22 protein-coding genes are annotated in these 23,633 nt (G+C 65.0%); 9 read left to right on the top strand and 13 right to left on the bottom strand.

Going from position 1 to position 23,633, the window contains the following annotated elements:
• Positions 1–14: 14 nt before the first annotated feature.
• Positions 15–1,562 carry an MFS transporter gene (locus RZR99_RS18850; protein ID WP_323121287.1) on the bottom strand — a complete coding sequence of 516 codons (1,548 nt, stop codon included), beginning with the start codon at positions 1,560–1,562 and terminating at the stop codon, positions 15–17.
• A gap of 192 nt (positions 1,563–1,754) precedes the next feature.
• Here RZR99_RS18850 and RZR99_RS18845 point away from each other — a divergent pair, with 192 nt between their 5' ends.
• Positions 1,755–2,660 carry a LysR family transcriptional regulator gene (locus RZR99_RS18845; protein ID WP_323121286.1) on the top strand — a complete coding sequence of 302 codons (906 nt, stop codon included), beginning with the start codon at positions 1,755–1,757 and terminating at the stop codon, positions 2,658–2,660.
• A 386-nt stretch (positions 2,661–3,046) separates the two neighbouring features.
• Here the strand turns inward: RZR99_RS18845 and RZR99_RS18840 are convergent, their stop codons facing one another.
• The 3 genes from RZR99_RS18840 to RZR99_RS18830 all read right to left on the bottom strand — a co-directional run bounded on the left by RZR99_RS18840 (position 3,047) and on the right by RZR99_RS18830 (position 6,155).
• Complete coding sequence (locus tag RZR99_RS18840; protein WP_323121285.1) at positions 3,047–3,691, bottom strand: ankyrin repeat domain-containing protein; 645 nt, start codon at positions 3,689–3,691, stop codon at positions 3,047–3,049.
• A 263-nt stretch (positions 3,692–3,954) separates the two neighbouring features.
• A complete protein-coding gene (locus RZR99_RS18835) occupies positions 3,955–5,043 on the bottom strand; it encodes a PI-PLC domain-containing protein (RefSeq protein ID WP_323121284.1) in 1,089 nt (362 codons plus the stop codon).
• A gap of 227 nt (positions 5,044–5,270) precedes the next feature.
• Entirely contained in the window at positions 5,271–6,155 is an 885-nt protein-coding gene (locus tag RZR99_RS18830) for a LysR family transcriptional regulator (RefSeq protein ID WP_323121283.1), read from the bottom strand.
• 129 nt (positions 6,156–6,284) lie between these two features.
• Between RZR99_RS18830 and argC the strand changes: the two genes are divergently transcribed.
• On the top strand, positions 6,285–7,214 hold the full coding sequence (gene argC, locus RZR99_RS18825) for an N-acetyl-gamma-glutamyl-phosphate reductase (protein WP_323121282.1): 930 nt from the start codon (positions 6,285–6,287) through the stop codon (positions 7,212–7,214).
• A 221-nt stretch (positions 7,215–7,435) separates the two neighbouring features.
• On the opposite strand, the gene RZR99_RS18820 is transcribed toward argC, so the two are convergent.
• Entirely contained in the window at positions 7,436–8,881 is a 1,446-nt protein-coding gene (locus tag RZR99_RS18820; RefSeq protein ID WP_323121281.1) for a DEAD/DEAH box helicase, read from the bottom strand.
• 344 nt (positions 8,882–9,225) lie between these two features.
• Here RZR99_RS18820 and RZR99_RS18815 point away from each other — a divergent pair, with 344 nt between their 5' ends.
• The 5 genes from RZR99_RS18815 (at position 9,226) to RZR99_RS18795 (ending at position 14,699) form a co-directional block, all read left to right on the top strand.
• Entirely contained in the window at positions 9,226–9,642 is a 417-nt protein-coding gene (locus tag RZR99_RS18815) for a hypothetical protein (RefSeq protein WP_323121280.1), read from the top strand.
• Between the two features lie 678 nt (positions 9,643–10,320).
• Positions 10,321–11,379, top strand: coding sequence for an NAD-dependent epimerase/dehydratase family protein (locus RZR99_RS18810; RefSeq protein ID WP_323121279.1), 1,059 nt, complete (start codon positions 10,321–10,323; stop codon positions 11,377–11,379).
• Complete coding sequence (locus RZR99_RS18805; protein WP_323121278.1) at positions 11,376–12,371, top strand: AraC family transcriptional regulator; 996 nt, start codon at positions 11,376–11,378, stop codon at positions 12,369–12,371. The genes RZR99_RS18810 and RZR99_RS18805 overlap by 4 nt, the downstream gene beginning before the upstream one ends.
• 36 nt (positions 12,372–12,407) lie before the next feature.
• A complete protein-coding gene (locus RZR99_RS18800) occupies positions 12,408–13,121 on the top strand; it encodes a GNAT family N-acetyltransferase (RefSeq protein ID WP_323121277.1) in 714 nt (237 codons plus the stop codon).
• A gap of 111 nt (positions 13,122–13,232) precedes the next feature.
• Complete coding sequence (locus RZR99_RS18795) at positions 13,233–14,699, top strand: cryptochrome/photolyase family protein (protein WP_323121276.1); 1,467 nt, start codon at positions 13,233–13,235, stop codon at positions 14,697–14,699.
• A 278-nt stretch (positions 14,700–14,977) separates the two neighbouring features.
• Here the strand turns inward: RZR99_RS18795 and RZR99_RS18790 are convergent, their stop codons facing one another.
• The gene (locus RZR99_RS18790) at positions 14,978–15,220 is read right to left on the bottom strand and encodes a hypothetical protein (RefSeq protein WP_323121275.1); all 243 of its coding nucleotides are present in this window, start codon (positions 15,218–15,220) and stop codon (positions 14,978–14,980) included.
• 79 nt (positions 15,221–15,299) lie between these two features.
• Between RZR99_RS18790 and RZR99_RS18785 the strand changes: the two genes are divergently transcribed.
• Both RZR99_RS18785 and RZR99_RS18780 read left to right on the top strand, forming a co-directional pair.
• A complete protein-coding gene (locus RZR99_RS18785; RefSeq protein ID WP_323121274.1) occupies positions 15,300–15,440 on the top strand; it encodes a hypothetical protein in 141 nt (46 codons plus the stop codon).
• A 173-nt stretch (positions 15,441–15,613) separates the two neighbouring features.
• Complete coding sequence (locus tag RZR99_RS18780) at positions 15,614–17,383, top strand: NPCBM/NEW2 domain-containing protein (protein ID WP_323121273.1); 1,770 nt, start codon at positions 15,614–15,616, stop codon at positions 17,381–17,383.
• 70 nt (positions 17,384–17,453) lie between these two features.
• Here RZR99_RS18780 and RZR99_RS18775 read toward each other — a convergent pair whose 3' ends face one another.
• The 7 genes from RZR99_RS18775 to RZR99_RS18745 form a co-directional block, all read right to left on the bottom strand.
• Positions 17,454–19,103, bottom strand: a complete 1,650-nt coding sequence (locus tag RZR99_RS18775; protein WP_323121272.1) for a TonB family protein — start codon at positions 19,101–19,103, stop codon at positions 17,454–17,456.
• 458 nt (positions 19,104–19,561) lie between these two features.
• Complete coding sequence (locus RZR99_RS18770) at positions 19,562–19,927, bottom strand: nuclear transport factor 2 family protein (protein ID WP_323121271.1); 366 nt, start codon at positions 19,925–19,927, stop codon at positions 19,562–19,564.
• A 79-nt stretch (positions 19,928–20,006) separates the two neighbouring features.
• A complete protein-coding gene (locus RZR99_RS18765; protein WP_323121270.1) occupies positions 20,007–20,375 on the bottom strand; it encodes a VOC family protein in 369 nt (122 codons plus the stop codon).
• A gap of 594 nt (positions 20,376–20,969) precedes the next feature.
• A complete protein-coding gene (locus tag RZR99_RS18760; protein WP_323121269.1) occupies positions 20,970–21,338 on the bottom strand; it encodes a DUF2784 domain-containing protein in 369 nt (122 codons plus the stop codon).
• Positions 21,339–21,486: 148 nt separating this feature from the next.
• Positions 21,487–22,635 carry an enoyl-CoA hydratase/isomerase family protein gene (locus tag RZR99_RS18755; protein ID WP_323121268.1) on the bottom strand — a complete coding sequence of 383 codons (1,149 nt, stop codon included), beginning with the start codon at positions 22,633–22,635 and terminating at the stop codon, positions 21,487–21,489.
• Positions 22,632–23,423: an enoyl-CoA hydratase gene (locus RZR99_RS18750; protein ID WP_323121267.1), complete on the bottom strand. Its 792-nt coding sequence runs from the start codon at positions 23,421–23,423 to the stop codon at positions 22,632–22,634. Before RZR99_RS18750 ends, RZR99_RS18755 begins: the two co-directional genes overlap by 4 nt.
• Positions 23,423–23,633: NAD-binding protein (locus RZR99_RS18745; protein WP_323121266.1), on the bottom strand; the 211-nt coding region annotated here is incomplete at its 5' end. The genes RZR99_RS18745 and RZR99_RS18750, both read right to left, overlap by 1 nt.

Here is a 23,633-nt window from a genome sequence, read left to right as displayed (position 1 = left end):
CCCGCGCCGTCACGTCACTCCGCGCATGCGCTCGCCACGCGCGTCGGCTGGGTCGGCGCGAATACCAGCAGGCTGGCCAGCGCGAGCACGCCGACGCCGATCGCGCCGTAATCCATCGCCCAGCCGAAGCCTTGCGCAAGCGCCGCGTGCATCGCGGCGCCCGACGGATCGAAGCGCGCCAGCTCGGGCGCCGCGTCCCTGAGCGCGCCGGCATGCCCCACCGCGACCTGCTGCGCGACCCGCCGCAGCGCCGCCGCGTCGACCGACTTCGGCAGGCTCGCCTTCAGGCTCGACACGATACCCGCCATCACGATGAACCCCATCATCGCGATGTTGAGCGCGAGCGAGATCATCCGCGCGCTCATGTCGATCCCCGACGCCATCCCCGCGCGGGCACTCGGCACCGCGCCCGTCGTGGTGTTGGTGACCGGCGTGTTCGTCAGGCCGAGTCCCATGCCGGCGACCACGCAGCCGGGCAGCATCGTCAGCCAGTCGGGATGCGCGGCGCCGCTGCCGAGCCGCATCAGCACGAAGCCCGCGCAGATCGTGAACAGCCCCGCCGGAATCACCATGCCCGGGCCGTAGCGCAGCGCGAGGCGCTCGCCGAGCGGCGGAAACACGAGCGTCGGCAGCGTATAGGCGAGCAGCGCGAGGCCGGCCGTCACGCTGTCGTAGCCGAGCGCGATCTGAAAGTACGCCGGCAGATAGATCATCAGCGGCCAGAAGCTGAAATTCATGCCCATCGATCCCAGCAGCGCGCCGGAGAACGCCCGGATCCGGAACACCGAGAAGTCGAACATCGGGCGCGGGCTGAACCGCTCGGCGAAGCCGAACGCGATCAGCGCCAGCACCGTCGCGGCGAGCACCCCGAGCCCGGCCGCGCTCGTCAGGCCGAGATCCGCGCCTTGCGTGATGTAGTACGCGAGCCCGAGCACCGCGAGCGACAGCGTGACGATGCCGGCGAGGTCGAGCCGGCCGGCGTGCGGATCGCGCGACTCCCGCACGCCGCCCGCGACGAGCGCGAGCGACACGACGGCGAGCGGCGCATGGACGAGGAACACCCACTCCCAGCTGGACAGCGCGACGATCATCCCGCCGACGATCGGACCGAAACCGAGCCCGATGCCGAACACGATGCCCCAGATGCCGAATGCGCGGCTGCGCTCGCGGCCGTCCTGGAACTGGTGCGACAGCACGGCGATCTGCGAGATCAGCATCGCGCCGCCGCTCGCGCCTTGCAGCAGCCGGCCGGCGATCAGCACCGGCATGCTCGGCGCGACGCCGCACAGCAGCGACGTCACGCCGAACAGCACCACGCCGATCGTGAACATGCGCTTGCGGCCGAACCGGTCGGCGAGCGTGCCGGCCGCCATCAGCACCGTCGTGCAGGCGATCGTGTACGCATTCATGATCCACTGCATGCCCTTGAAGTCGCCGTGCAGCACGCGTTCCAACGTGGGCAGGATGACCGGCACGCTGGAAATTTCCAGACCGAACATCAGCGAGGCAAGGCAGACGGCCGCCAGCGCGACGGCATTTTGACGGGAACGGGACAAGGTCATCGGTATCGCGCGATGCTCGGCGGGCGAGCGGCGCGCCTCCTGGGCAACAGGGTTGGGCCGCGCCGCGCGCGCCGTTCGTCGGGCGGCGCGCGGCATTCGAAGTGGGTAATATAGGGTGAATTTTCATCCCCATTGGATCGATTGATTCGCCCAAATAGGTCCATATAGGAACCAATCAAGGACAGCCCGCCCATGACCGACAAGCTCGATGGCGTGACGACTTTCGTCCAGGTCGTCGAATCCGGCAGCTTCGCGCTGGCCGCCGAACGGATGAACATCACGCGCTCGGCGGTGGGCAAGGTGGTGGCCCGGCTGGAGAAACGTCTCGGCGCGCGCCTGCTGCAAAGGACCACGCGCAGCCAGAGCCTGACCGACGACGGGCAGGCGTATTACGACCGCTGCGTGCGCGCGCTGGCGGAGCTGGAAGCGGCGGAGGCCGATCTCGACAACGGCCGGCGCGAGCCGCGCGGGCGCTTGCGCGTCAGCGCGCCGCTTGCGTTCGGCCACTACTGCGTCGCGCCGGTGCTGCTCGATCTCGCGCGCACCTATCCGTACCTGCAGATCGACGTGTCGATTTCCGACCGCTTCGTCGATCTGGTCGAGGAAGGCGTCGATCTGGCGATCCGGATCGGCCGGTTGCGCGACAGCACGAGCCTCGCGGCGCGGCGTCTCGGCACGCAGCACGGCAGCCTCGGCGCGGCGCCGTCGTATCTCGCCCGCTACGGCACGCCTACCCGCATCGACGAACTGGCCGGGCATCGGACCATCGCCTATGCGCGGGGCGGCGTGCCGATGCCGTGGGATGTTCGCGACGCCGAAGGCCGCGTGACGCGGATCGAGCCGCGCCATCAGCTGAGCTTCGACGACGTCCAGGCGATCGCGCAGGCGGCGGTGTCGGGCTTCGGGATCGCGTGGCTGCCGAGCTGGCTGCTCGCGCGGTACGTGCAGAAAGGCGAACTGGTCGCGGTCAGGGATCGCTGCTTCGAGCCGGAGCAGGATATCCACGCGGTGTGGCCGCAGACGCGGTATCTGCCGCGCAAGACGCGGTGTGCGATCGATGCGCTGGTGGGGGCGATTCCAGGAATGATGGGGGAGTGAGGGGGCGGACAGCAGTCCATCCATGCTGCGGCCACGCGCATTCATCGCAAGGCCGCACACGCGCACTCGGCGGCGCGGGCGGTTCGGGTGATGCGCGTTGAAATTGTCATCGGCCCCATACGCATGGAACCCGCGTCACCGCCATGCATCGGCCTACCCACCATCGGGATGGATATCGCCTAGGCCTCCCGGGGGCTAACCCGCATCGATCACGATTGCTCCGTCGCCGATCCAGTCGCGGCGATTGAGGTGCGGCTTCCCTGCTTCGCCGACGCTGATTTCAGCGCGTCGACTCTCCGCCTCAAGTCATACAGCTTCAACACGGGGAAGCAAGATCGAATTGCCGTCGCGCCGATGCCGCACTCAGAGGGAACCAAGCATCGGATTTAAGTCCGGCGGCGGCGCTTACGCTGTTGCAGCGACGCCATCCGTTCGATCACGTCCTGCGGCAATTTGCGTGCGCGAGCGATCGCCACGCTGTCGCGGCCCGCCGAATCCGGAATCGAAGGGTCCGCCCCCGCCTCGATCAGCAAGTCCAGCGTCGCGAGCCGCTGCAGCCTCGCGGCATAGAACATGGGGGTCTCGCCATGCGCCCTCAGGTTCAGTTCCGGTTTTGACTTCAACAGTGCGCGGCACATATCGGCATCGTCCCGCCACACCGCCGCCCAAAGCGAATAGCTGGCGTTGGCGCCACGCCGCAAAAGAAACTCGACCAACGGAAAATTTTCGCCACGGGCGACCGCGTACCAGAGCGGCGTCGCGCGGAAATCCCCTTCGTCCTCATCCATGGGCACGGCCTGTTCGAGGTCCGCGCCCGCTTCGAGCAACATTGTGACAGTCTTGACGCCGTTCGGCTCGACCCGTTGCGAACGACTGTCGGGCTTGACCGCGCAAGCGCGATGCAACGCAGTGTGCCCCTGCGGATCGCTCGCCGCGACGAGTTCGGGGGCCGCATCCAATAATGCAGCGACCGTTCGCCAGTCCCAGATGCGGGAGGCAGAAAATAACGCTGTTCTCGAAGGCTTACCCATGTGCGTCTCCGCCCTTGATTGCGACTGCTCCGTCGCTCGCAGTCCCGATTGCCACCAAGCCCAGGTGTCGGATTGTCGTCAATTCGGAGCAGGCAGTCCAATGGCCTGCGTGGCCGAGTCCGGCTCAGCGACAAGGATTGCGTTGCATCGTCGGAACTGTAGGCGCCGAAGGCGGTTTCCGACCCGATTCGGTCGATACGCCGCCTTCCTCGTCCCGCCGCCCCGCAAGCCCACCGGCCTTGCCACGCGCGGCGGGGCGCGTGCTATTGATCGCAGCCATGCAGACGCAACGCATCGGTCAGGCTCGCGTGCGCACCGCGCAAATAATCCAGCGCGTAGGCAGCCTGATCGAGATCCGTCGGGTCGAGCAGGAATGGCGTCAGCGGCGGTTTGAAGTCCGCGAACAGATTGAACTGGTCGGCGGACGCGTAATGCCTCGTGTGCGGCGACCAGGGCAGCCGCATGAGTACGGCATAGGGCGGCGCGGCTTGCAGCGAGACACCGGCCGCTTGAAGCTCGGCCACCAACGAGGCGCTGCCGTGGTAAGTCACGGGGCTGCCGTCGAATACGGATCGGATGGCGGCGAGCCTTGCCCGTTTGTCCGCATCACTCATGGCGCGGTCGAATAATCTGGGCGTCAGCATGACCGCCACCGAGGCACCTGGCTCGACGAAGCCGCGCAGCGGGCGAAGGGCCGCGACGATTTCCCCGGTCGTCAAGACCCGCGGCTTGCCCGTCCCATCCGTGTAATTCCCGCCCAGCCAGATGACGTGATCCGCGGCGGCCAACACGGTGTCCGCGTGGCCATCCTCGTCGGACCGGGGCGGCAAGGTGGTGTCCAGCGCCAACGGCGCGGACCAGACGCGCGCCGGTTCGATGCGCAACATGGCGTAAGCGGACGCATTTCTCAACCGGAGCAAGGCAAGCTGGGAATCGGTAAAAAACAGATTCAGCGCGCCGCGCCCACGCAACGCCTTCGCCAGCGCCAAGCCAGCCTCGTCGATCACGTGCGCGTAGAGCCCGACGGTCCGCCCGGACAGCTTGGCGGTCGCCGACGCGGCCTGCGCCATGTCTTGGATGGCGCCTTGCCCGACGACCAGAACGCAGCGATACCGCGCTAGATCCGCATGTTCCGCTGACTCGCTGGAAAGATTCAACAGATCGGGTTTGACGCCGCCCCAGGTGCTTTGCAGAACCCTCGCTCCGCTTGCGTCCCCGCCGCCGCCTTTCGTGATGATCAGCGTTCGCGTGTCGGCCGCGCCGGCATCCGGCTCCGCACCGGCTCCGCAAGCCGCGGAACAGGCTGTGCACAAAACCAGCACGACCCATCGAGATAAATACCAGCGCACCATCTTTCCTCGCCTTGAACACCCGCCATCGTCCGACCGCCTTGCTGGGCGTCCGGGCCTAAGACGCGGCCGCCCGGCCGCGCTTGCTCACCGGCGCGGATCGCGTCCGGGCCCGCCCGATCCGCATGCCGCGCCGATGCTGCCCTCGACCGCCGAGGGCGTCGTTAAAAGACCGCATACATCAAACTGCCGTCCCCGCGAGAACGAACCGACGCAGCAAGCGGCAACGCCTACGCCGCCCGCAGATCCCGCAACACCTCAAGCACGTGTTGCGTGGAACGCTCAATGTGCCCGGCACGATGCGCAATGCCGAGCCGGCGCCACAACGCCGGGCGCAGCGCACGCATGACGATGCGCCCGTCGGGTAACGGCGTCGCGGCCTCATGAGGCAACAGCGCCGCGCCGTAACCTGCCGCGACCAGACTCTTGATCGCGTCGTTGTAGTTGAGCTGAATGCGCGGCACGGGATGATGCCCCGCGGCCGCGAACCACTCCGCGGTCAGACGCGAGAGACGCGTGTTCGCGTCATTGAGAATGAGCGGTCGGGCAGCGAGCCATTCGGCCGTGACGCGGGCCGGGCACTGCCAATGCGCGGGGACGAAAGCCATCACGGGGTCGCGGCGCCAAGGCTTTATCACGAGCCCGGCCACCGGCGGCTGAGGCAGTGCGACCAGCCCGATATCCAGCGTTCCATCCGCCAGCCGGGACAGCGTTTCATGCGAAGTGAGCACCGCAACCTGAATGTCGATGGCGGGATGGTGCCGGCGCAGCACCTCGAGCGCCTGCGGCAACAGATGCGCGATCGCGCCGGTCGACGCACCGAGCCGCACGCGTCCTTCCAGCCCCTGAACCTGGCGTTGAATATCGTCCAGCGCCCGCTCCGCATCGGCCAGCAGCCGACGCGCGCGCTCCACCAGCACCTCCCCGATCGCCGACGGCCTGACCTGTCCGCGCTTGCGTGAAAGGAGCGGCGCGCCAATGCGATCCTCGAGTTCAGCGATGTGGAGGCTGACCGTCGGCGGCGCCAGGTTCAATGCACGCGCTGCGTCGGCGAACGAGCCACGGTCGGTAATCGCGACCAGGGTGCGCAAGCGGTCCAGGCTGATCTCTCGCATGTCGGTGTCCAGATTCAGAAAAGCTGAATACACTCGTTATGAAATTCAACTTTCTCTATTCTAGCAATCCATCGAACATAGGGGCTCGTTCTCCTTGTTACCACCGACAGTCACCGGGGTCTTCCACGTATGAGCGCTCCCATTGTCTTCATCGACGGCGACCAAGGCACCACCGGGTTGCAAATCCACGAACGGCTGCGCGGCCGGACCGATCTCAGACTGTTCACGCTTGCCGCGTCCGAACGCAAAGATCCGCGGCGCCGCGCGGAAGCCATCAACGCCTGCGACATCGCTATCCTCTGTTTACCCGATGCCGCCGCGCGCGAGGCCGTGGACGCCATCGTCAATCCCGCTGTCAGGGTCATCGACGCAAGCTCCGCCCACCGCACCCGGCCGGACTGGACATACGGCTTTCCGGAAATGGCGCCGGGGCAGGCCGAGCGCATTGCGAACGCGCGTCGCGTCACCAATCCCGGTTGCTACCCGACCGGTGCCATTGGCTTGCTGCGTCCCCTGTCGCAGGCCGGGCTCATACCGGACCACTACCCCGTGAGCATTCAAGCGGTGTCGGGCTACTCGGGACGCGGGCGCGCCGGCGTGGAGGAACATGAAGGGCAAGGTGCCGTCAACGCACCCTCATATCAGGTATATGGGCTGGAACTCGCGCACAAGCACACTCCGGAGATCCAGTTGCATGCCGGGCTCGCGCAGCGTCCCCTCTTCGTCCCCGCGTATGGTGCGTTCCGCCAGGGCATCGTGCTGACGGTGCCCTTGGCGTTGCGGCTGCTGGCGCCCGACGTGGATGGCGCGATGCTGCACGCATGCCTCGCGCGTCACTATGCCGAGGCGGCGCACGTACGCGTGTTGCCGCTGCACGAATCGTGCGCGTTGAAGCATCTGGATCCGCAAGTGCTGAACGGGACGAACGACATGCACTTGAGCATATTCCCCAACATGGAACACGGGCAGGTCCTGCTGTCCGCGGTTTTCGACAATCTTGGCAAAGGCGCATCAGGCGCCGCGGTTCAGAACCTGAACCTGATGCTCGCGCAGCAATAGCGGCCGACGCCTCGAGCTAGCGTTCCGCCGCATCCAGATGCCGGCGCGTGCTGCCGATCGGGACGGGACCGTCGAATGTCACATGCCGGCGGATCGCTGCCGTCCGTCCTCACCGGCAACGGGTCGAACGGAGCGCTTCGCGCATGCGCGTTCGGGCCGTTGCCTTCCCGCTGGCTCCGAACCGCCAGCCTGCTCCACGGCCGGCGTTAGTCATCCACGGATCAGGGTTGACGTTTGCCACGGCCGCCGGCGGGTTTGCCAGCCGGCCTGCCCGAACCCGCGGCCGGCTTGCCGGCGGGTTTGCTGCGCGGCTTTTGCATGCTGAACGGGTTATCGCCGAACGAACGGGTTCCTTGACCCGCGGGCATCGCCCGCTGCGCCGCAGACTTGCGCTTGCTTTCGCCACGTTGCGGGCGCGCTTTTCTACCGGGCACCTGGACGGCCCCCGGCGCAGCTTGCGGCACTTTGGGCTTCTTGGGCTTTTTGGGTTTCTTGATGATCTCGCCCGTCGCGCTGGTTTGCGGCACGCGGTGTTCGGCTTCGAAACCCGGCTCTTCTTCACGGGGCAGCGTTTGCCGGATCAGCGCTTCAATCGCGGCCAGTTGCGGCGCTTCATCGGCGCATACAAGGGACACCGCCACGCCGCTGGCGCCCGCGCGTCCGGTACGGCCGATACGGTGCACGTAGTCTTGCGCCACGATCGGCAGATCCACGTTGATCACGAGCGGCAGGTCGTCGATATCCAGCCCGCGCGCAGCCACATCGGTGGCCACCAGCATATGGACTTCGCCCGTCTTGAAGCGCTCCAGCGCACGCAGGCGCGCGGGTTGCGGTTTGTCGCCGTGGATGGTGTCGACCGAATAGCCCGCTTCATCCAGGATGGCCGCCAGGTAATCCACGCCTTTGCGGGTTTTGACGAACACCAGCGCGTGCTGCCAGTGGTTCTCGGCCACCAGGTGCATGAAGAGGTCGGGCTTGTTCTTTTTATCCACCGGCACCACCCACTGCTTGATCCTGCTGGCCGTGGCATTGGGCGGGCTGACGCTGATATTGACCGGGCCGCGCAGAATGCTTGCCGCCATCGCACGGATGTCGTCGGTAAACGTGGCGGAAAACAGCAGGGTCTGGCGCTGAGCGGGCAACGCGGCGAAGACGGCGTTGAGTTCGCGCGCGAAACCGAGATCCAGCATCCGGTCGGCTTCATCCAGCACCAGCGTCTGCACCTGATCGAACTGCACGGCGTTCTGGCGATGGAGATCCAGCAAACGGCCCGGCGTGGCAACGAGCACATCCACGCCCTTGCGCAGCTTCATCATCTGCGGGTTGATGCTCACACCGCCGTAGGCGGCCAGACATCGCAAATCGAGGCCTTTGCCGTAATCGACAAAGCTCTGCAGCACTTGTTCAGCCAGCTCACGCGTGGGCACCAGCACCAGAACGCGCGCGCGGTTGCTGGACACCGCCGGGCCGTGCTGCACCAGCCGTTGCAACAGCGGCAGCGCAAAACCCGCCGTTTTGCCGGTGCCGGTTTGTGCCGCGGCCATGACGTCCTTGCCGCCGAGCACAGCGGGAATCGCCTTGGCCTGCACCGGCGTAGGTGTCCGGTAATTGAGGCCCTGCACATTACGCAGCAAGGGTTCGATCAGGCCAAGCGAGGCAAAAGACATGGGGGCATTCCGGGCTAAAAAGCGCAATTCTAGCGGGTACGCCCGCGCCGGCGGCCGTTTTCGGCCGCCGATCACGGCCGGTTGCCGTCCGGCGATTTTCAATCGACACAAACCGACCCCAAGCAAACCGAATCAGGACAGTTTCAACAAACGACGCAAATAGATGGGATTGATCAACGTCGCATGGAGAGCCGAACATTCTCGAGCGCTTTTTGCAGTCAATTTCAATGCGCACAAGCGCCCGCGGCTTCTACACTGTCAGCGATCACGAATTCCCGATTAACCGGAAGGTGATCGTCGCCTACGCTCATTTTTCGAGACCATTTACACATGGAGGATGTGGGATGAAACGGATCATTGTGACCGCGCTTGCCTCAGCCCTGCTGCTCAATGCAGGACACGTGCTCGCATACACATGCAAAGCGGATACGGGCAAACCCCTGACGGCGAAAGAAACCGAGATGGCCAACCAAATGGTTAATAACCTGGTGGATTTGAACAATAACAATAATGCCACCAACTATATTCAAAAATGCTATTACGCTCCGGCAAAAAGCTGTCAAGTCGGCGTAGATGTCGGCGCGACTCACATCAACGATGGCGATTCAAGGCCTCATTGGACATGGCGAATCGGGAAGGCTCAGGATATCGGCGTTGCTTCGTCCGTCAGGACGACACATATCTATGCGGCCGATCAAAAGGGGAAATATCCGTATTGGGCGTATGACACGGGTTCCGACTATCCCTGCGGCGCGCCATAAGACGGCCCTTCCGGTGTTGCTGACCGGTGCGGCGAAGGTGGACTCGATTTCCTCGGGCGGACAAAGGCGCCAGCGAAGGCGCGCCGGTTCCGGATCGAGCGTGGGGAAATCGTGAGCCGGCTGACGCATCCTCCAAGCGTGTCGCAGCCGGAGAGCCGGGCGGGCCGCTGGCTCATGGGTGTGGCGGGTGGTGCCTGACGGGGAGGCGCCGGCAGATAACATGGCAGCGCTGCGCCGGAGCATCGACGTGTGGACAGCCCGTCACCTTTAAAGTACGGCCACAGCAGAACGGATCGGCAAACTTTTTCAGACGCGACGCGAAAACATTCTGGAGAACGAAAAAGTGACGACATGTTCGGCGGACAGCGTCTTCATCCTGCTACGTATTTGTGATCGGAGCGAAAGGAGTCGAACGTTCGATCGTCCGACCAAAATCACGCGCGCCATCGCTTGACCGGCAGCGGGTCGCTCGTCAGCGGTCGTTCGCCGGCAGTTCGTGAAAGCCCGCCGATAGCCGGCTGCCATCGTACACGGGCGGCCTCAACCACCCCGCAACGCACTCCCCCGCGGGCCTGCGCCCCCAGGCACGCATTGCATACACATTGACGCATTTTGCTAGTTACAAGGCGCGTCGTGCAGGCCATCATGTCTCCAATCCATTCTCACGGAGCTGGCAACATGAACATCGACAAGAACCTCCCCGTCATGGTCACCGGCGCGACCGGTTACGTCGCGGGCTGGCTGGTCAGGCGTCTTCTGGAAGCAGGCCTGACGGTCCACGCGCCGGTCAGGAATCCGGCAGACGCCGGCAAGCTGAAATACCTCGACGAGATCGCGGCCAACACGCCGGGGCAGATCCGTTATTTCAAGGCCGACCTGCTGAAGGCCGGATCCTATGACGAAGCCATGGCCGGCTGCCAGGTGGTATTCCATACGGCGTCGCCGTTCAAGATCGACGTCAAGGACGCACAGAAGGAACTGATCGAGCCTGCCCGGCTCGGCACCCGACACGTCCTGGAAGCGGTCAACCGCACCCCTTCGGTCACGCGGGTCGTGCTCACCAGCAGCTGCGCGGCCATCTACGGCGACAATGCCGATCTCGACCGCACCCCGGGCCGGATGTTCACCGAAGCGATCTGGAACACCAGTTCGTCCCTGCAACATCAGCCGTACGCCTACTCCAAGACGCTGGCCGAGCAGGAAGCCTGGACCCTCGCCGCGGCCCAGCATCGCTGGGATCTGGTGACGATCAATCCGTCGCTGGTGATCGGCCCGGGCATCAATCCGGACAGCACCTCCGAGAGCTTCAACCTCATTGGCCAGCTGGGCGACGGCACGATGAAAGCCGGTGTGCCGAACCTCGGTATCGGCGCGGTGGACGTGCGCGACGTGGCCGACGCGCATGTCCGCGCCGCCTTCACTGCGGAGGCCAGCGGACGCTACATCGTGTCGGGTCACAACACCAGCCTCCCGGACATGGCGGCAACCCTGCTCGATCGATACGGCAAGGACTACCCCATCCCCCGCCGCACCCTGCCCAAATGGCTGGTCTGGCTGGTCGGCCCCGTCACCAACAAGAGCCTGACCCGGAAAATGGTCTCGCTGAATGTCGATCGCCCGTGGATCGCCGACAACCGGCGCAGCCGGGACGAACTGGGCATTCGCTATCGTCCGCTGGCCGAATCCATGAACGAATTCTTTCAGCAGCTCGTGGACAGCGGGAGGATCGCCAAATGAACCGCTTCGCGATCGGTTCGAGCTGGAAGATCCTGCTGACCGATATGGGCATCGCACCCGGAGAACTCCTGCGGCGGGCGCAACTCCCTTCCGACCTTTTCGTCCAGGCGGACGCGAGCCTGTCGAGCCGCGAGTACTTCGGCTTGTGGCAAGCGCTGGAAGATCTGGCCGGCGGCTCGGCGCTCCCGGTCCGCATACTCGAAAGCCTGTCGGTCGAGATGTTCGACCCGCCCATTTTCGCCGCGCTGTGCAGCCCGAACCTGGAGGTGGCGGCTCGACGCGTCAGTCAGTTCAAGCCGCTGATCGGACCGATGCGGCTGGACGTCGAGACGGGGGCCGACGCGATGACGCTCTCGATCGCGTTCCTGGAGCAGGATGCCGCCGTGCCGGATCTTCTGGTTGCGCTCGAACTGGGCTTCTTCGTGCAATTGGCCCGGATCGCGACACGCACGCGCATGACGGCGCGCGCCGCCACCACGCCGCGCGACGTGCCCGGACGGGACGCGTACGCCGGATTCCTGGGCGTGATGCCCACGCGCGGCGACGCCCTCAGCGTCACCTTTTCGCTGACCGATGCGCGCCGGCCGTTCGTGACGGAAAACAATGCGATGTGGACGGTATTCGATCCCGAACTGCGCCGGCGGCTCGCCAGCCTGTCTGCGCAAGCGAGCATGACGGAACGGGTTCGGGCCGTCCTGCTCGAGTTGATTCCCAGCGGCCTGAGCAGCGCCGACGACGTGGCGGCAAAGCTGATCGTCACGCGGCGCACGCTCCAGCGGCGGCTCGCGCAGGAACACACCCGTTTCAAGACGGTGCTGGCCGAAGTTCGCGAAGCGCTCGCACGGCATTACATCAGCCATACCAACCTGCCTCACAGCCAGATTTCATTCCTGTTGGGATATCAGGACCCGAACTCCTTCTTTCGTGCATTCCACGCGTGGACCGGCATGACCCCGGACGCCGCCCGCGCTCGGCGCCCTGTGCTGACGTAGCGCAGCGCGCGGCACGGCGACCCGCGCGGCGGCCGGATGCTTCCGCCGGGTCCCGCCCTCGCGGCCACTCGATCGACCGCGCCGAGCAGCTCCCCGGCGGCGACGGCAAAACATGCTTTTGGTAAGATCGGCGCCGATCAAGACAATGCCGACGAAAACCCTTCACGCCCCGCGCACATGCCCTTGCCCACCCCGACGCTGCCTACCGATCGCCTGGTGTTGCGCCCTTTCACGGAAGCCGATACAGATGCCCTCTTCTCGCTGCAGAGCAACCCGCGCGTGTTGCGCTACTGGGACGCATCGCCGTGGACGACACGCGCGCAGGCGGAACGCTTCATCGAGGTTTGCCGGCAGATCGAACGGGAAGGCAGTGGCGCGCGACTGGCCATCGAGCGTGCCGCCAGCGGCGTGTTCATCGGCTGGTGCGCTTTGATCCGCTGGGATCCGGACTATCGCAGCGCGAAAATGGGCTACTGCCTCGAAGAGGCCGCATGGGGCCAAGGCTTCGCGACCGAAGCCGCGCATGCGTTGCTGCGGTGGGCGTTCGGCACGCTGGACCTGAATCGCGTCCAATCCGAGGCGGACACCCGCAACACGGCATCGGGCCGCGTGCTGGAAAAGCTCGGGTTTGTCCGCGAAGGGACGCTGCGGGAAGATTGCATCGTGGATGGCGAGGTATCGGATTCCTGGGTGTACGGGCTTCTCAGGCGGGAGTGGACGCCGTTGCAGCCGGGGTCGGCGGCGGGTTGAATCGGGCGCGCCTCGGCGCTCGCCGCCCGACGGGGTGATTCGGATTCGCCACGCGTGCGCACGTCCGTGTCGTATAGACTGTCGCGCATCGCCCGCGCCACGCTCTCCGACATGCCCCGGTCTTCCCCGCCCCGCCCACGCCCGCCCGTCGTCGTCTGGTTCCGCGACGATCAGCGTCTCGCGGACAACCCCGCGCTCGAACACGCCGTCGCCACGGGCCATCCCGTCGTGTGCGTGTACGTCCACGACCCCGATCCGCAACAGACGCGCCTGCCGGGCGCCGCCGCGCGCTGGTGGCTGCACCAGTCGCTGCATGCGCTCGATGCGGCGCTTGCCGCGCTCGGCGGCGAACTGATCGTGCTGCGCGGGCCGGAACGGCAAGCGATCGAAGCGTTCGCCGCGCAAATCGGCGCGACGAAGGTATGCTGGAATCGCCGCTACTCGGCCGCGCAACGCGAAACGGATGCCGCGATCAAAGCGGCACTGAAAGAACGCGGGATAGCGGCGGCCTCCTTCAACGGACATCTGTTGCGCGAGCCGTGGACCGTGGCGACGCGCGAGGGCCGGCCGTTCCGGGTATTCAGTGCGTACTGGCGCGCCGCGCGCGACGCGTATTCGCCCGAGCCGCCGTCGCCCGCGCCCGGGCGAATCGATTCCTTCCCCGTGCCGGAAAACGCAGCGGCACGCGTCCTGGATCTGTCCGCGCTCGGCCTTCAGCCCGCCGCGCCCGACTGGGCGAGCGGGCTGCGCGAGACGTGGCAATGCGGCGAGGCCGCCGGACAGCGTCAGTTACAAGCATTCCTGGCGGGGCCGCTCGCGAGTTACGCAAGCGGCCGCGATATCCCGTCGATGCACGCGACCAGCCGGCTGTCTCCCTATCTTCGTTTCGGCAATCTCTCGGCGCGGCAGATCTGGCAGGCGGCGTCCACGGCAGACATCCCGCTCGACAAGTTTCTTGACGAACTGGGCTGGCGCGAGTTCTCGTACTACCAGCTCTACCATTTCGCGCCGCTGCATCAAGTCAACTTCAAGCGCGAATTCGACGCCATGCCGTGGCGTACCGATCCCGAATCGCTCGGCGCGTGGCAGCGCGGCAAGACCGGCTACCCGCTCGTCGATGCCGGCATGCGCGAGCTATGGCATACCGGCTGGATGCACAATCGGGTGCGCATGGTCGCGGCGTCCTTTCTCGTCAAGCACCTGCTGATCGACTGGCGCGAAGGAGAAGCGTGGTTCTGGGATACGCTCGTGGACGCCGACGAGGCCAGCAACCCCGCGAACTGGCAATGGGTGGCCGGCAGCGGCGCCGATGCGGCGCCGTACTTCCGCATCTTCAATCCGGTGCTGCAGGGCGAGAAGTTCGACCCGCAAGGCGACTACGTGCGGCGCTGGGTGCCCGAGCTCGCGCGCTTGCCCGGTGCGTCGATCCACGAGCCTTGGCTCGCGCAGCCGGCGCAGCTGGCCGCCGCGTCGGTTCGGCTGGGTCACGACTATCCGTTGCCGGTGGTGCCACACGCGCACGCGCGCACCCGCGCGCTCGAGGCCATGAAAATGCTGCGCGGGGGCAGCGGCGAATGACCCTCGCCTCGCGCAACGGGGCGATATGAGAGCGGCGCGTCATGGCGGCGCAGCCGCCGACCGGTCCTGCACTCGCCGCGCCGCGCTCTTCACGAGTTCGCGCATTCTCTTTCGCCTTCACGATCGGATGTAGCCGGTTCGTCGGGCAACCGTGAACGCTCCGCGTCGTTCGTCAACGAACAATCGCGCACGTGCGCACGCTCGTTTTCAAGGCGCGAGCCGACCAGGGCTTCCTCGCCCGACTCGATCAATCGATGAGAGGTGTCCCTTGTTCAAGATCAGGCGCGCTCGTCCGAACGCCGCAGAACGAACCCCTCCGGCCGGATCAGCACCTCGCCGTCTTCAGTCGGTCCCGTCAGCGCATCCCCGTCCATCCCCGCCTCGATAGAATCGAAATTCTTGCCTGCAGCAAGGACGGCCGGCGTATCGGGGTTCAGGCAAGACCGGCTCGACGAACGCACCGACGCGCTCGGGCCGGCCTGCAGCACATAGCCGTCGCCGAACTTATCCAGCGTCGACATCCGCCGCCCCTCGCTTCGGGTCCGCCCGTGCGGAAAGCGCGTCCCGATTCGCGCTTCCAGATGGGCGACGGAATCGGGCATGCCGCCGCCCGGCGCAGCCGTCGTATCGAAACGGGCCAGCGGAGCGCCGATCGAGCCGATCGAGCCCGACGCGGCTTTCGAATTCGGACTGGGCTTGATGGTCGATGGACTGGGCGGCGGGCGAGGCAAGCGTCGTTGACTCCCGAGGCGCCGTTGCCGGGCGGACGAGCCGGTACGGCGATCCTCATCTGCCTGCCGCCCCCGATTCCCACTATTTAGCTTCACTAACAATACATTGCGCTTACATTCCTCGCGCCTCTATTCTTCCTTTCGATTTTTCATCAATCGAGAATACGAGCGAAGGAGATACGCATGTCGCCATACTCAAGCGCCCGCGGCCGTGTCGCGCGGGGCATCATGGTTGTCCCCATGTTGTGGTTGTCAGTCTATGGCATCTGCGCTCACGCAATCGGCCCCGCATTCCCGGCATCCGAAGCCAGGGCGGCGTCGGCGCCGGAGCCCTTCCCGACGATCTACAAGACGGTCGACGCCACGGGAGCGGGACAGCTTCCCGCCCCCAAGACCGTGCCAATGGGCTGGAACGCCTGGAATACCTTCCGCTGCAATGTCTCGGAGAGTCTCATCAAGTCCGAAGCCGATGCGATCGTCTCGTCCGGACTGAGCGATTCGGGCTATCAACACATCAATCTCGACGATTGCTGGATGGGCGGACGCGACGCCAAGACGGGAGAATTGATCAGCAATCCGGTGACGTTCCCGAGCGGCATCAAGGCGCTGGCGGATTATGTTCACGGCAAGGGATTGAAACTCGGCATCTACGAAGCGGGCAATACCAAGACATGCGCGGTGATCTGGGACAATTATCCGGCCGATTCCGGAAAGGGCAGCGTGGGATTCGAAGCGCGCGATGCCAAAACGTTTGCCGCGTGGGGCGTCGATTACGTCAAATACGACCACTGCGACGGGCCGAGCGACCGCAAGACGTTCTCCACCATGCGCGACGCGCTCGCGTCGGCGGGCCGGAACATGTTCTACTCCGTCAACCTGGATTACCCCGGCACGGGCGGTTCGAGCGTCGATCAGATCGCACATACCGCACGCGTGTCATCGGACGTCAATGCTTCGTTCAGTTCGCTGCTTTCGCAAATCAACGCATCCAATAATCTGATCGGCTATGCGGTGCCGGGTTATTGGAACGACATGGACATGCTCGAAGTCGGCCTGCTCCCGAACGCCGATCAGGACCGCGTCAACATGGGCATGTGGGCGATGATGGGGAGCCCGCTCATTATCGGGACCGACATCCGCAATGCCGGCGCGTCGACCCTGGCGATCTTGAAGAATCCCGACGTGATCGCCGTCAGTCAGGATCCGCTGAATATGCAGGCCGCATTGGTCCGCCAGGACTCGGCCGGGCTGCAAGTATGGAACAAGCCCTTGTATCCGAATGGGCAACGAGCAGTCGCGCTGTTGAACCAGACCGGTACCGCGGCAAATATCTCGGTCAAATGGACCGATCTGGGGTTGCGCAGCGGCATCGCACAGGTCCGCAATCTCTGGACGCAGACCGATGGTGCGCCGGCGAAGGATCAGTTCACCGCTTCGGTGCCTGCGAACGGCATGGTCATGCTGAAGGTCACCGGCACGGAAAACGGGGTCCCGGCGGGCGACTCCCCGCTCGTCAATGCCACCCCCATCTACACGGCAAACAGTTTCGGCCCTGTCGAGACCAACATGTCGAACGGCGAGGCGGCGAAGGGCGACGGTACGCCGTTAAGCATTGCCGGGGTGGCGTACAAGAGCGGGTTCGGGACCAATGCGCCATCGCACCTTGCCTTTCGCCTGAACGGCGCCTGTACGTCGCTCACGGCGCAGGTCGGCGTCGACGACTACATCAACCGCAAGAACGGCACGGCGGGCCACGGCAACGTCATCTTTCAGGTCTGGGGAGATGGTCGCCTGCTGACGCAAAGCGCCACGATGAAACCCGGCGCCGCGGCGGCATCGCTCAAGGCCGACGTCACCCGGGTGGCCGTCCTGAGGCTGATTGCCCGTCCCGCCGACAACAGCAACTGGTTTGATTACGCGGACTGGATCGCGCCGACCGTGACCTGTCGATAACGTGCCGTGAGCCCCGGTTCGGCACACCTGCCGGAACGGGGCGCGGTCGGTAAATCAGGATAACAGACCATCAAATACCGGGCCTCAGCGTCATCTTGAATGATCGGGGCGCCTCGCCGTTTTCATTCACCGGCATCGGATCGGCCTGTCTGAGCGCTGCGACAGCCGCCCTGTCCCAGGCCGCGTTTCCGCTCGAGTGAACAATGCTGACCGACTCGAGGTTGCCCGATGACGTGCAACTCACTTCGACAACCGTTTCACCGTGAACGACCGTTCCATCCCAGACGATGAGTGGACGCACACGCTTTCGGACCATTTCCGCGTAATCGAACACTGCCGGCACAAGGGCAGGCTGCTTGGAAGGCTGAGGTATCGAACTGAAATTCTTCAGCATCGTGACGAGCGCGAAGGCAAAATCTCTCTGGTTTTCCAGCCCGGCAAGGATGATCCAGTCCTGTTCCGGTTGTGGCGTCTTGCTGAGGGCGTCGCGATAGAGACGTGTGGCCTTGCACCATGCCACCGGAGAAAGGTCTGCTTGTTTTCCGCTCATCAACAGCCCGAGATCGTCTGCCTCGGAAGGGTCTTGTTTCAGAGCATCTGCGATAGATTGGGAGAGCGCAAGTTGCGCCTGCAGCCGCTGTGCCGCCGTGATCGGCGGCGGCGTATCCTCGGTTGACTGTTTAAGCAAGTCGAACGTTGCGCGCAGCTGGGCCCGTAACGCCTCATCACTCTCCGTTTCCAGCGAGAGATAGCGTGACGTCATCACCTGGAGACTCTTGGTGCCCCCACAATCCGGCGGCGCACCGTCGAGCGCGCGTTTTGACAGGCCCATCAGCGCTTCTCGGTCTTGCTGCGAAATTCGCCGCATTCCGTCCACCATACCCAATGCATGCGACAAGGCCAATGTGCTCGCGCCAGTTGGATCCGTATTGGCAGTAGAAAAGTAGGTTTTGATGTCCGGATCGGACGCGACTTTTTTTGCCCATTCCGCCAGGATCTTCGACTTGGATGAACCTGACGCAATACCCAACCTCGCGAGCACGGTCGTGTCGATAGGCTGACCGGCCTCAAACGGCAGCGCGGCTGCCAGGGGTGAGGGCGAGTGGGCAACGCTCGCCGAAAGCGGGGGTTGGCGCACGGCGCTTGTCGCAACTGGATCGCTCGCCGCTGCGATACCCGGATCGGCCTGTCTTGCGCTGGCTTTCGGCTGCGCGGCATGAAAAACGAAGTTGGGTCTTACGTGAGGGAAAGCCACCGTGTCTGCGTGACAAAGCATGCTGTGCAACTGCGCTGCCGTCGGTGAAGCTAAAGCGGGGCCGCTAATGGAATAGGACGACTGTTTAACGGAATTGACGACATTCTTACTTCCGTTGATTGTGACCGTACTGTTCGCGCGCCCCCAGTGGAAAAACCATTGCATGTTTCCGTTAGCGGCAGGCTCAACCAGGATCCCGAACGTATCGCCGTCACCGGCGAGGGTTTGATAGACGGCATCGCCGCGCGGCGAAACGCCTGGCGTAAGAATGCGCCCCTGCAGCCCTGCATTGGTCGCCGTCCCGGCTGCCAACCTATAGCATCCGCTCCCCACGGACGCGGGGCCTTCATCATCCTGTTCGAACGCAGTGATTTGACCATTCTGATCGATCTCGATATATCCATGGGTCGGCACTTTTACGCCGTCGATCGTGACGGGGTGTGCCGAACTGTAGACACCGGCCAATGCGGATACATTGCCTGCGCAATTGCCCGTTTGAGCCTATCCGGCGAACCCCAGCACGAGAAACGAAATAACTGAGATATATCTGGATTCCATGGATCAAGGCCGAAAAGGCTTCGAGTCAGTCGATGCAGTCGCTGCGCTCGCGCATCGCGCATTTCAATTGCAGTGCGGTCATGGATGACGACCATCTACGCGTTAATGCCGGCCGAGCGCTCATGGCCAATTTCCGTCGAACGCGGTTAGCCGAGGCCGATCCGTTTCCGCCACGTGTGTTGCTTGGGAGCAGACGTTCAGGAAGCGACCTAGATCACACCGGAGGTCGCATACCTTGTGATGTGACCAACGCCGATTGACCGTAAGACACGCGTCAATTATTTGTCATGCTTACTTTGCGTTCGTATTTGATCCGGCCAAGTTCAAAATACGTTATGGTCCATCCGGCGTCAACTTGACGAACATCACACACCGCCAGGCGGCGCGGAGATCTGGTCCGGCTCGTAGAACCATACCGTTTGAATGAGTCCGTCATGAACCTCATAGACCACCATCACCTCGAAAGGCTCGGGCCGGACGCCGACCGCGCGTTCGTGGTCGACGACCTTGTTTCCGATGACCAAACGCCCGAGGATCTGCGCGTGCAAACCCGGATTCTTGAAGGTCTTGCCACCGTAGTGTTCAATGATCTGCGCCTTCCCGCGAAATCGCAGGTCGCAGTGCGGCATGCGATAGATGCACGCATCGTCGGCATACGTCGCTGCAAACGCCTCGACATCTCGAGCGTTGTACGCGTCGAGCTGTCGGTTCACCACTTCTGCCGGGGTCATCGAGAGCTCCCTGTCGATTGACGCAACACGCGTTCACAAGCGGACGATGCGCACTTGCGAACGCGCCTCAATGAAAAAATCAAGCCTCGGGTTGATGGCAAACCACTTCGACATTGTGCCCGTCCGGATCGATGACGAACGCCGCGTAGTAGTTCGCGTGGTAGCGCGGGCGCAGGCCCGGCCCGCCGTTGTCCTTGCCGCCGGCCTCCAGCGCCGCGCGATGGAACGCGTCGACTTGCCGGCGATGCTCGGCGACGAACGCCAGGTGAAGATGCGCCGGCTTCTCCTCGGTCTGAAACAGGCACAAGGAAGTCTTGCCGTCCGAACTCAGCTCGATGCCGTGCGGCCCTTCCTGGACGACAGCCAGGCCGAGCGGTTCGAGAGCCTTGAGAAAGAACGCCTTGCTCGCTGCATAGTCACGGACTCCGAATACCACGTGGTCAAACATGTGCGCTCCTGAAGGACATGAGTCCAGGCAAGCTCCGGCAAGTGAGGCAAGCAACCCGTGAGCCCGGACATTTCTGGTAGGGAAACCAGGGAGAACGCCCCTGCGGACAGGCTTTCCAACGACTGACGATCCACCCGGCCGACGCTCTCCCGAGAGCGATGGTAGCGGCAAATGCAGCCGGAAAAATTCAGTTCGCATTGAATTTCCGCCATTGCATCGGAAACATCTCGTCGCTTCCCTTGAACACCGCTCCGGATGGGTCTCCCGCACCGCTCGCGAGGAGCCCTCGCCCCGAAGGCGATAGCGCTTTCCGGAATACGATTCCACCGCAAGGCGTGAGAGAGGATTGGGGGAGAAAAACCGGGAGACAGGCACCGCTGCGATCCTCGACGCGAGAATCCACAAGTTCGGCGTGGCGAACACGGCCGAGGAGATAGTCAAGCTCGAAGACAAGGCCGCCAAGCGCATCGATCCGCCAAAACGAAGAGGACCCTCTCCGGCCGCCGCGCCGTATCGACACCCCCTATCGACCGATCACATGATCGCCTGCAACTCCGGCGCGAAGGGGTCAGCCAGGGCCAATACACCGCACCTTCACGAACGTGGCGGAACGCGCCACCAGGTCAGCACGACGGCCACCAGAAACGCCACATAAGCCGCCGCAAATACCCAGCCGGGAAACGTATAGAACAGCCAGTAGCCGACCCAATGCTGGATGAATCCCTCCGTGCCTGCGCGGCCGGTGCGGAGCCGATCCTCCAGGACCGTCAGCGGGCACGGGATATCAAGCGCGGCGAGCGCCGCCACGATGCCGATCGCGACGAGGTGAACGATCCGGAACGCGCGATTGCGCACCCACCCGAGCGTCAGCCATGCGCCGCCCCAGATCGCGATCAACCCGCCGGCGATGAACAGGACGACCAGCGAGTGCAGGACAAGAACGGTGTCGGCCAGCCAGTTCACGATGCAGTGTCCGGTTCGGTCTCCGCGACGCAGGCGCCGCTCGATCCCCGGTTGCGGCGCGTCAGCGCCGAGGCAGTCGTTCGAGAGAGAATCCCGAGTATCAAGCACGCCCTTTCGGGTGCCGAAGGGCGCACACCCCGACCTCGCCCTACTCCGCCGCCCCCAACCCCGCCAGCGGATGCGCATCCGCCTTCCACGGCGACGTCAGAAAATGCCGCGCGCGCTCCGCACGCACCTCGACCAGCGATGCCGGCGCCCAGCGCGGCTTGCGATCCTTGTCGACGAGATGCGCGCGCACCCCTTCGCAGAAATCGCCTTCCTCGATCGCCCGCACGACGATGCCCAGCTCCATCCGGAACGATTCGGCGAGCGTCATCTGGCGGCCGCGCAGCAGCGCGTCGCGGGTCACGTTGAGCATCGTCGGCGAATGGCCCAGCAGCGCGTCGAGCGTCGCCTGCAGCCATTGGCGCTGCTCGCGCGACAGCTCGTCGCGCGCCAGATCCTGCCGCAGCGTCGCGGCGATCCGCTCGACCCCCGAGCGCTTGTCGAAATGCCGGACGATCCACGGCAGCTGTCCGTCGAGCGCCGCATGCGGCACGACGTTGCACGGCGGCTCGAACACCGCGCGCAGCGCCTTCAGCAGATCGCCCGACAGGTCAGCCCGTTCGAGCCGCGTCTCGAACGTATCGAGCCACGCCGACGGCACGCACAGGTCCGCAAGCCCCGCGCTCAACGCGTCGGCGCCCGACAGCGTCGCGCCCGTGAGCCCCACGTACAACGACAGCTCGACCGGCAGCTTCGCGAGGAAGTGCGTCGCGCCGACGTCCGGCACGAATCCGATGCGCGTCTCCGGCATCGCGATCTTGCTGCGTTCGGTGGCCACGCGCAGTGCCGCGCCCTGCGCGAGCCCCATCCCGCCGCCCATCGTGATGCCGTCCATCAGCGCGACGATCGGTTTCGGGAAGACATGCAACGCGTAGTCGAGCCGGTACTCGTCGACGAAAAACGGCAGCCAGTCGAGCCCGCCCTGCTTCGCTGCCTGGTACAGCGCGCGCACGTCGCCGCCCGCGCAGAAGCCCTTTTCTCCTGCTCCGCGCAGCACGACCGCGACAATGGCATCGTCGGTCCGGCAGCGTTCGAGCAGCACGGCCAGCTCGCGCACCATCCCGTGCGACAGCGCGTTGAGCGCGCCGGGACGGTTCAGCGTAATCAGCGCCACGCGGTTCACCACGCGCAGCAGCACTTCATTCGCGGCGTCCGTGTCGCGTCCGTCGCGCTCGATCACCGGCGTACTCATCGCGCCCCTCCTTCGTCCTGGTTCCAGCGCGGCTTGCGCTTCTCGAGAAACGCCGCCACCCCTTCGCGCGGCTCGCCGCCGTCGAACAGATCGACGAAGCGCTCGCGCTCGATCGCGAGCGCCGCGCCGCGCGGCACGCCCTGACGGGCAAGACCGATCAGCCGCTTGCTGTACTCGATCGCGAGCGGGCCCTGCCGGACAACCTGGCGCGCCAGCGCCAGCGCCGCGTCGCGACCGCCGCCCGTTTCCACCACGTCCTCGACGAGCCCGATGCGCAGCGCGGTGTCCGCGTCGACGCGCACGCCCGCGAGAATGATCCGTTTCGCCCAGCCCTCGCCCACCAGCCACGGCAGCGTCTGGGTGCCGAGACCGCAGGGGAGCAGCCCGACCGACGGCTCGGGCAGCGCCATCTGCGCATGCCGCTCGGCGATCCGCAGGTCGCAGGCCAGCGCGCATTCGAGTCCGCCGCCCATCGCATAGCCGTTGATCGCGGCAATCGTCACGAAACGCGCATCGTGCAGCGCCTCGAACGCGGCGCCGAAGCACGCGGCCATCGCGCGCGCCGTCGCGGGGTCGCCGTCGGCGAACGTCTTCAGGTCGGCGCCCGCGCTGAAGAACTTCGGGCCGGCGCCGGTGACGACGAGCGCGCGCACGCGCGGCTCGGCGTCGAGCCGGCCGACGATCTCGCGAAGCTGCCGGAGTCCGTCCTGCGTGAAGGTGTTCGCGGACGGATTGTCCAACGTGACGAGCGCGATCGCGCCGTCGTCGGTGTAGTCGAGTTCGATCATCAGGCGTCCTTCTTCTGCGCCGGCTGGTACAGGCGAATCACCGCCGAAAAATCCAGCTTGCCCGCCCCTTGCGCGCTCATCGTCTGATACAGCTGCTGCGCGAGCGCGCCGAGATACACCGGCTGTCGCGCCTGCTTCGCCGCGTCGTTCGCGAGCCCCAGATCCTTCAGCATGAGGTCGGTGCCGAAGCCGCCCGTATAGCCGCGCGAC

Source organism: Burkholderia alba (assembly GCF_034721475.1).
In the GTDB taxonomy this organism is placed as follows: domain Bacteria; phylum Pseudomonadota; class Gammaproteobacteria; order Burkholderiales; family Burkholderiaceae; genus Burkholderia; species Burkholderia alba.
The sequence above is the reverse complement of the archived record's forward strand: the minus strand, read 5'-3'. Positions and strand labels throughout refer to the sequence as shown.

What these genes read in the sequence shown, in the direction of transcription:
- RZR99_RS18850 (WP_323121287.1), bottom strand. Translation starts at nt 1,562, where the DNA reads ATGACCTTGTCCCGTTCCCGTCAAAATGCCGTCGCGCTGGCGGCCGTC.
- RZR99_RS18840 (WP_323121285.1), bottom strand. Translation starts at nt 3,691, where the DNA reads ATGGGTAAGCCTTCGAGAACAGCGTTATTTTCTGCCTCCCGCATCTGG.
- RZR99_RS18770 (WP_323121271.1), bottom strand. Translation starts at nt 19,927, where the DNA reads ATGACCCCGGCAGAAGTGGTGAACCGACAGCTCGACGCGTACAACGCT.
- RZR99_RS18795 (WP_323121276.1), top strand. Translation starts at nt 13,233, where the DNA reads ATGCCCCGGTCTTCCCCGCCCCGCCCACGCCCGCCCGTCGTCGTCTGG.
- RZR99_RS18750 (WP_323121267.1), bottom strand. Translation starts at nt 23,423, where the DNA reads ATGATCGAACTCGACTACACCGACGACGGCGCGATCGCGCTCGTCACG.
- RZR99_RS18790 (WP_323121275.1), bottom strand. Translation starts at nt 15,220, where the DNA reads ATGTCGACGCTGGATAAGTTCGGCGACGGCTATGTGCTGCAGGCCGGC.
- RZR99_RS18815 (WP_323121280.1), top strand. Translation starts at nt 9,226, where the DNA reads ATGAAACGGATCATTGTGACCGCGCTTGCCTCAGCCCTGCTGCTCAAT.
- RZR99_RS18845 (WP_323121286.1), top strand. Translation starts at nt 1,755, where the DNA reads ATGACCGACAAGCTCGATGGCGTGACGACTTTCGTCCAGGTCGTCGAA.
- RZR99_RS18835 (WP_323121284.1), bottom strand. Translation starts at nt 5,043, where the DNA reads ATGGTGCGCTGGTATTTATCTCGATGGGTCGTGCTGGTTTTGTGCACA.
- RZR99_RS18820 (WP_323121281.1), bottom strand. Translation starts at nt 8,881, where the DNA reads ATGTCTTTTGCCTCGCTTGGCCTGATCGAACCCTTGCTGCGTAATGTG.
- argC (WP_323121282.1), top strand. Translation starts at nt 6,285, where the DNA reads ATGAGCGCTCCCATTGTCTTCATCGACGGCGACCAAGGCACCACCGGG.
- RZR99_RS18805 (WP_323121278.1), top strand. Translation starts at nt 11,376, where the DNA reads ATGAACCGCTTCGCGATCGGTTCGAGCTGGAAGATCCTGCTGACCGAT.
- RZR99_RS18810 (WP_323121279.1), top strand. Translation starts at nt 10,321, where the DNA reads ATGAACATCGACAAGAACCTCCCCGTCATGGTCACCGGCGCGACCGGT.
- RZR99_RS18800 (WP_323121277.1), top strand. Translation starts at nt 12,408, where the DNA reads ATGCTTCCGCCGGGTCCCGCCCTCGCGGCCACTCGATCGACCGCGCCG.
- RZR99_RS18830 (WP_323121283.1), bottom strand. Translation starts at nt 6,155, where the DNA reads ATGCGAGAGATCAGCCTGGACCGCTTGCGCACCCTGGTCGCGATTACC.
- RZR99_RS18755 (WP_323121268.1), bottom strand. Translation starts at nt 22,635, where the DNA reads ATGAGTACGCCGGTGATCGAGCGCGACGGACGCGACACGGACGCCGCG.
- RZR99_RS18765 (WP_323121270.1), bottom strand. Translation starts at nt 20,375, where the DNA reads ATGTTTGACCACGTGGTATTCGGAGTCCGTGACTATGCAGCGAGCAAG.
- RZR99_RS18785 (WP_323121274.1), top strand. Translation starts at nt 15,300, where the DNA reads ATGCCGCCGCCCGGCGCAGCCGTCGTATCGAAACGGGCCAGCGGAGCG.
- RZR99_RS18780 (WP_323121273.1), top strand. Translation starts at nt 15,614, where the DNA reads ATGTCGCCATACTCAAGCGCCCGCGGCCGTGTCGCGCGGGGCATCATG.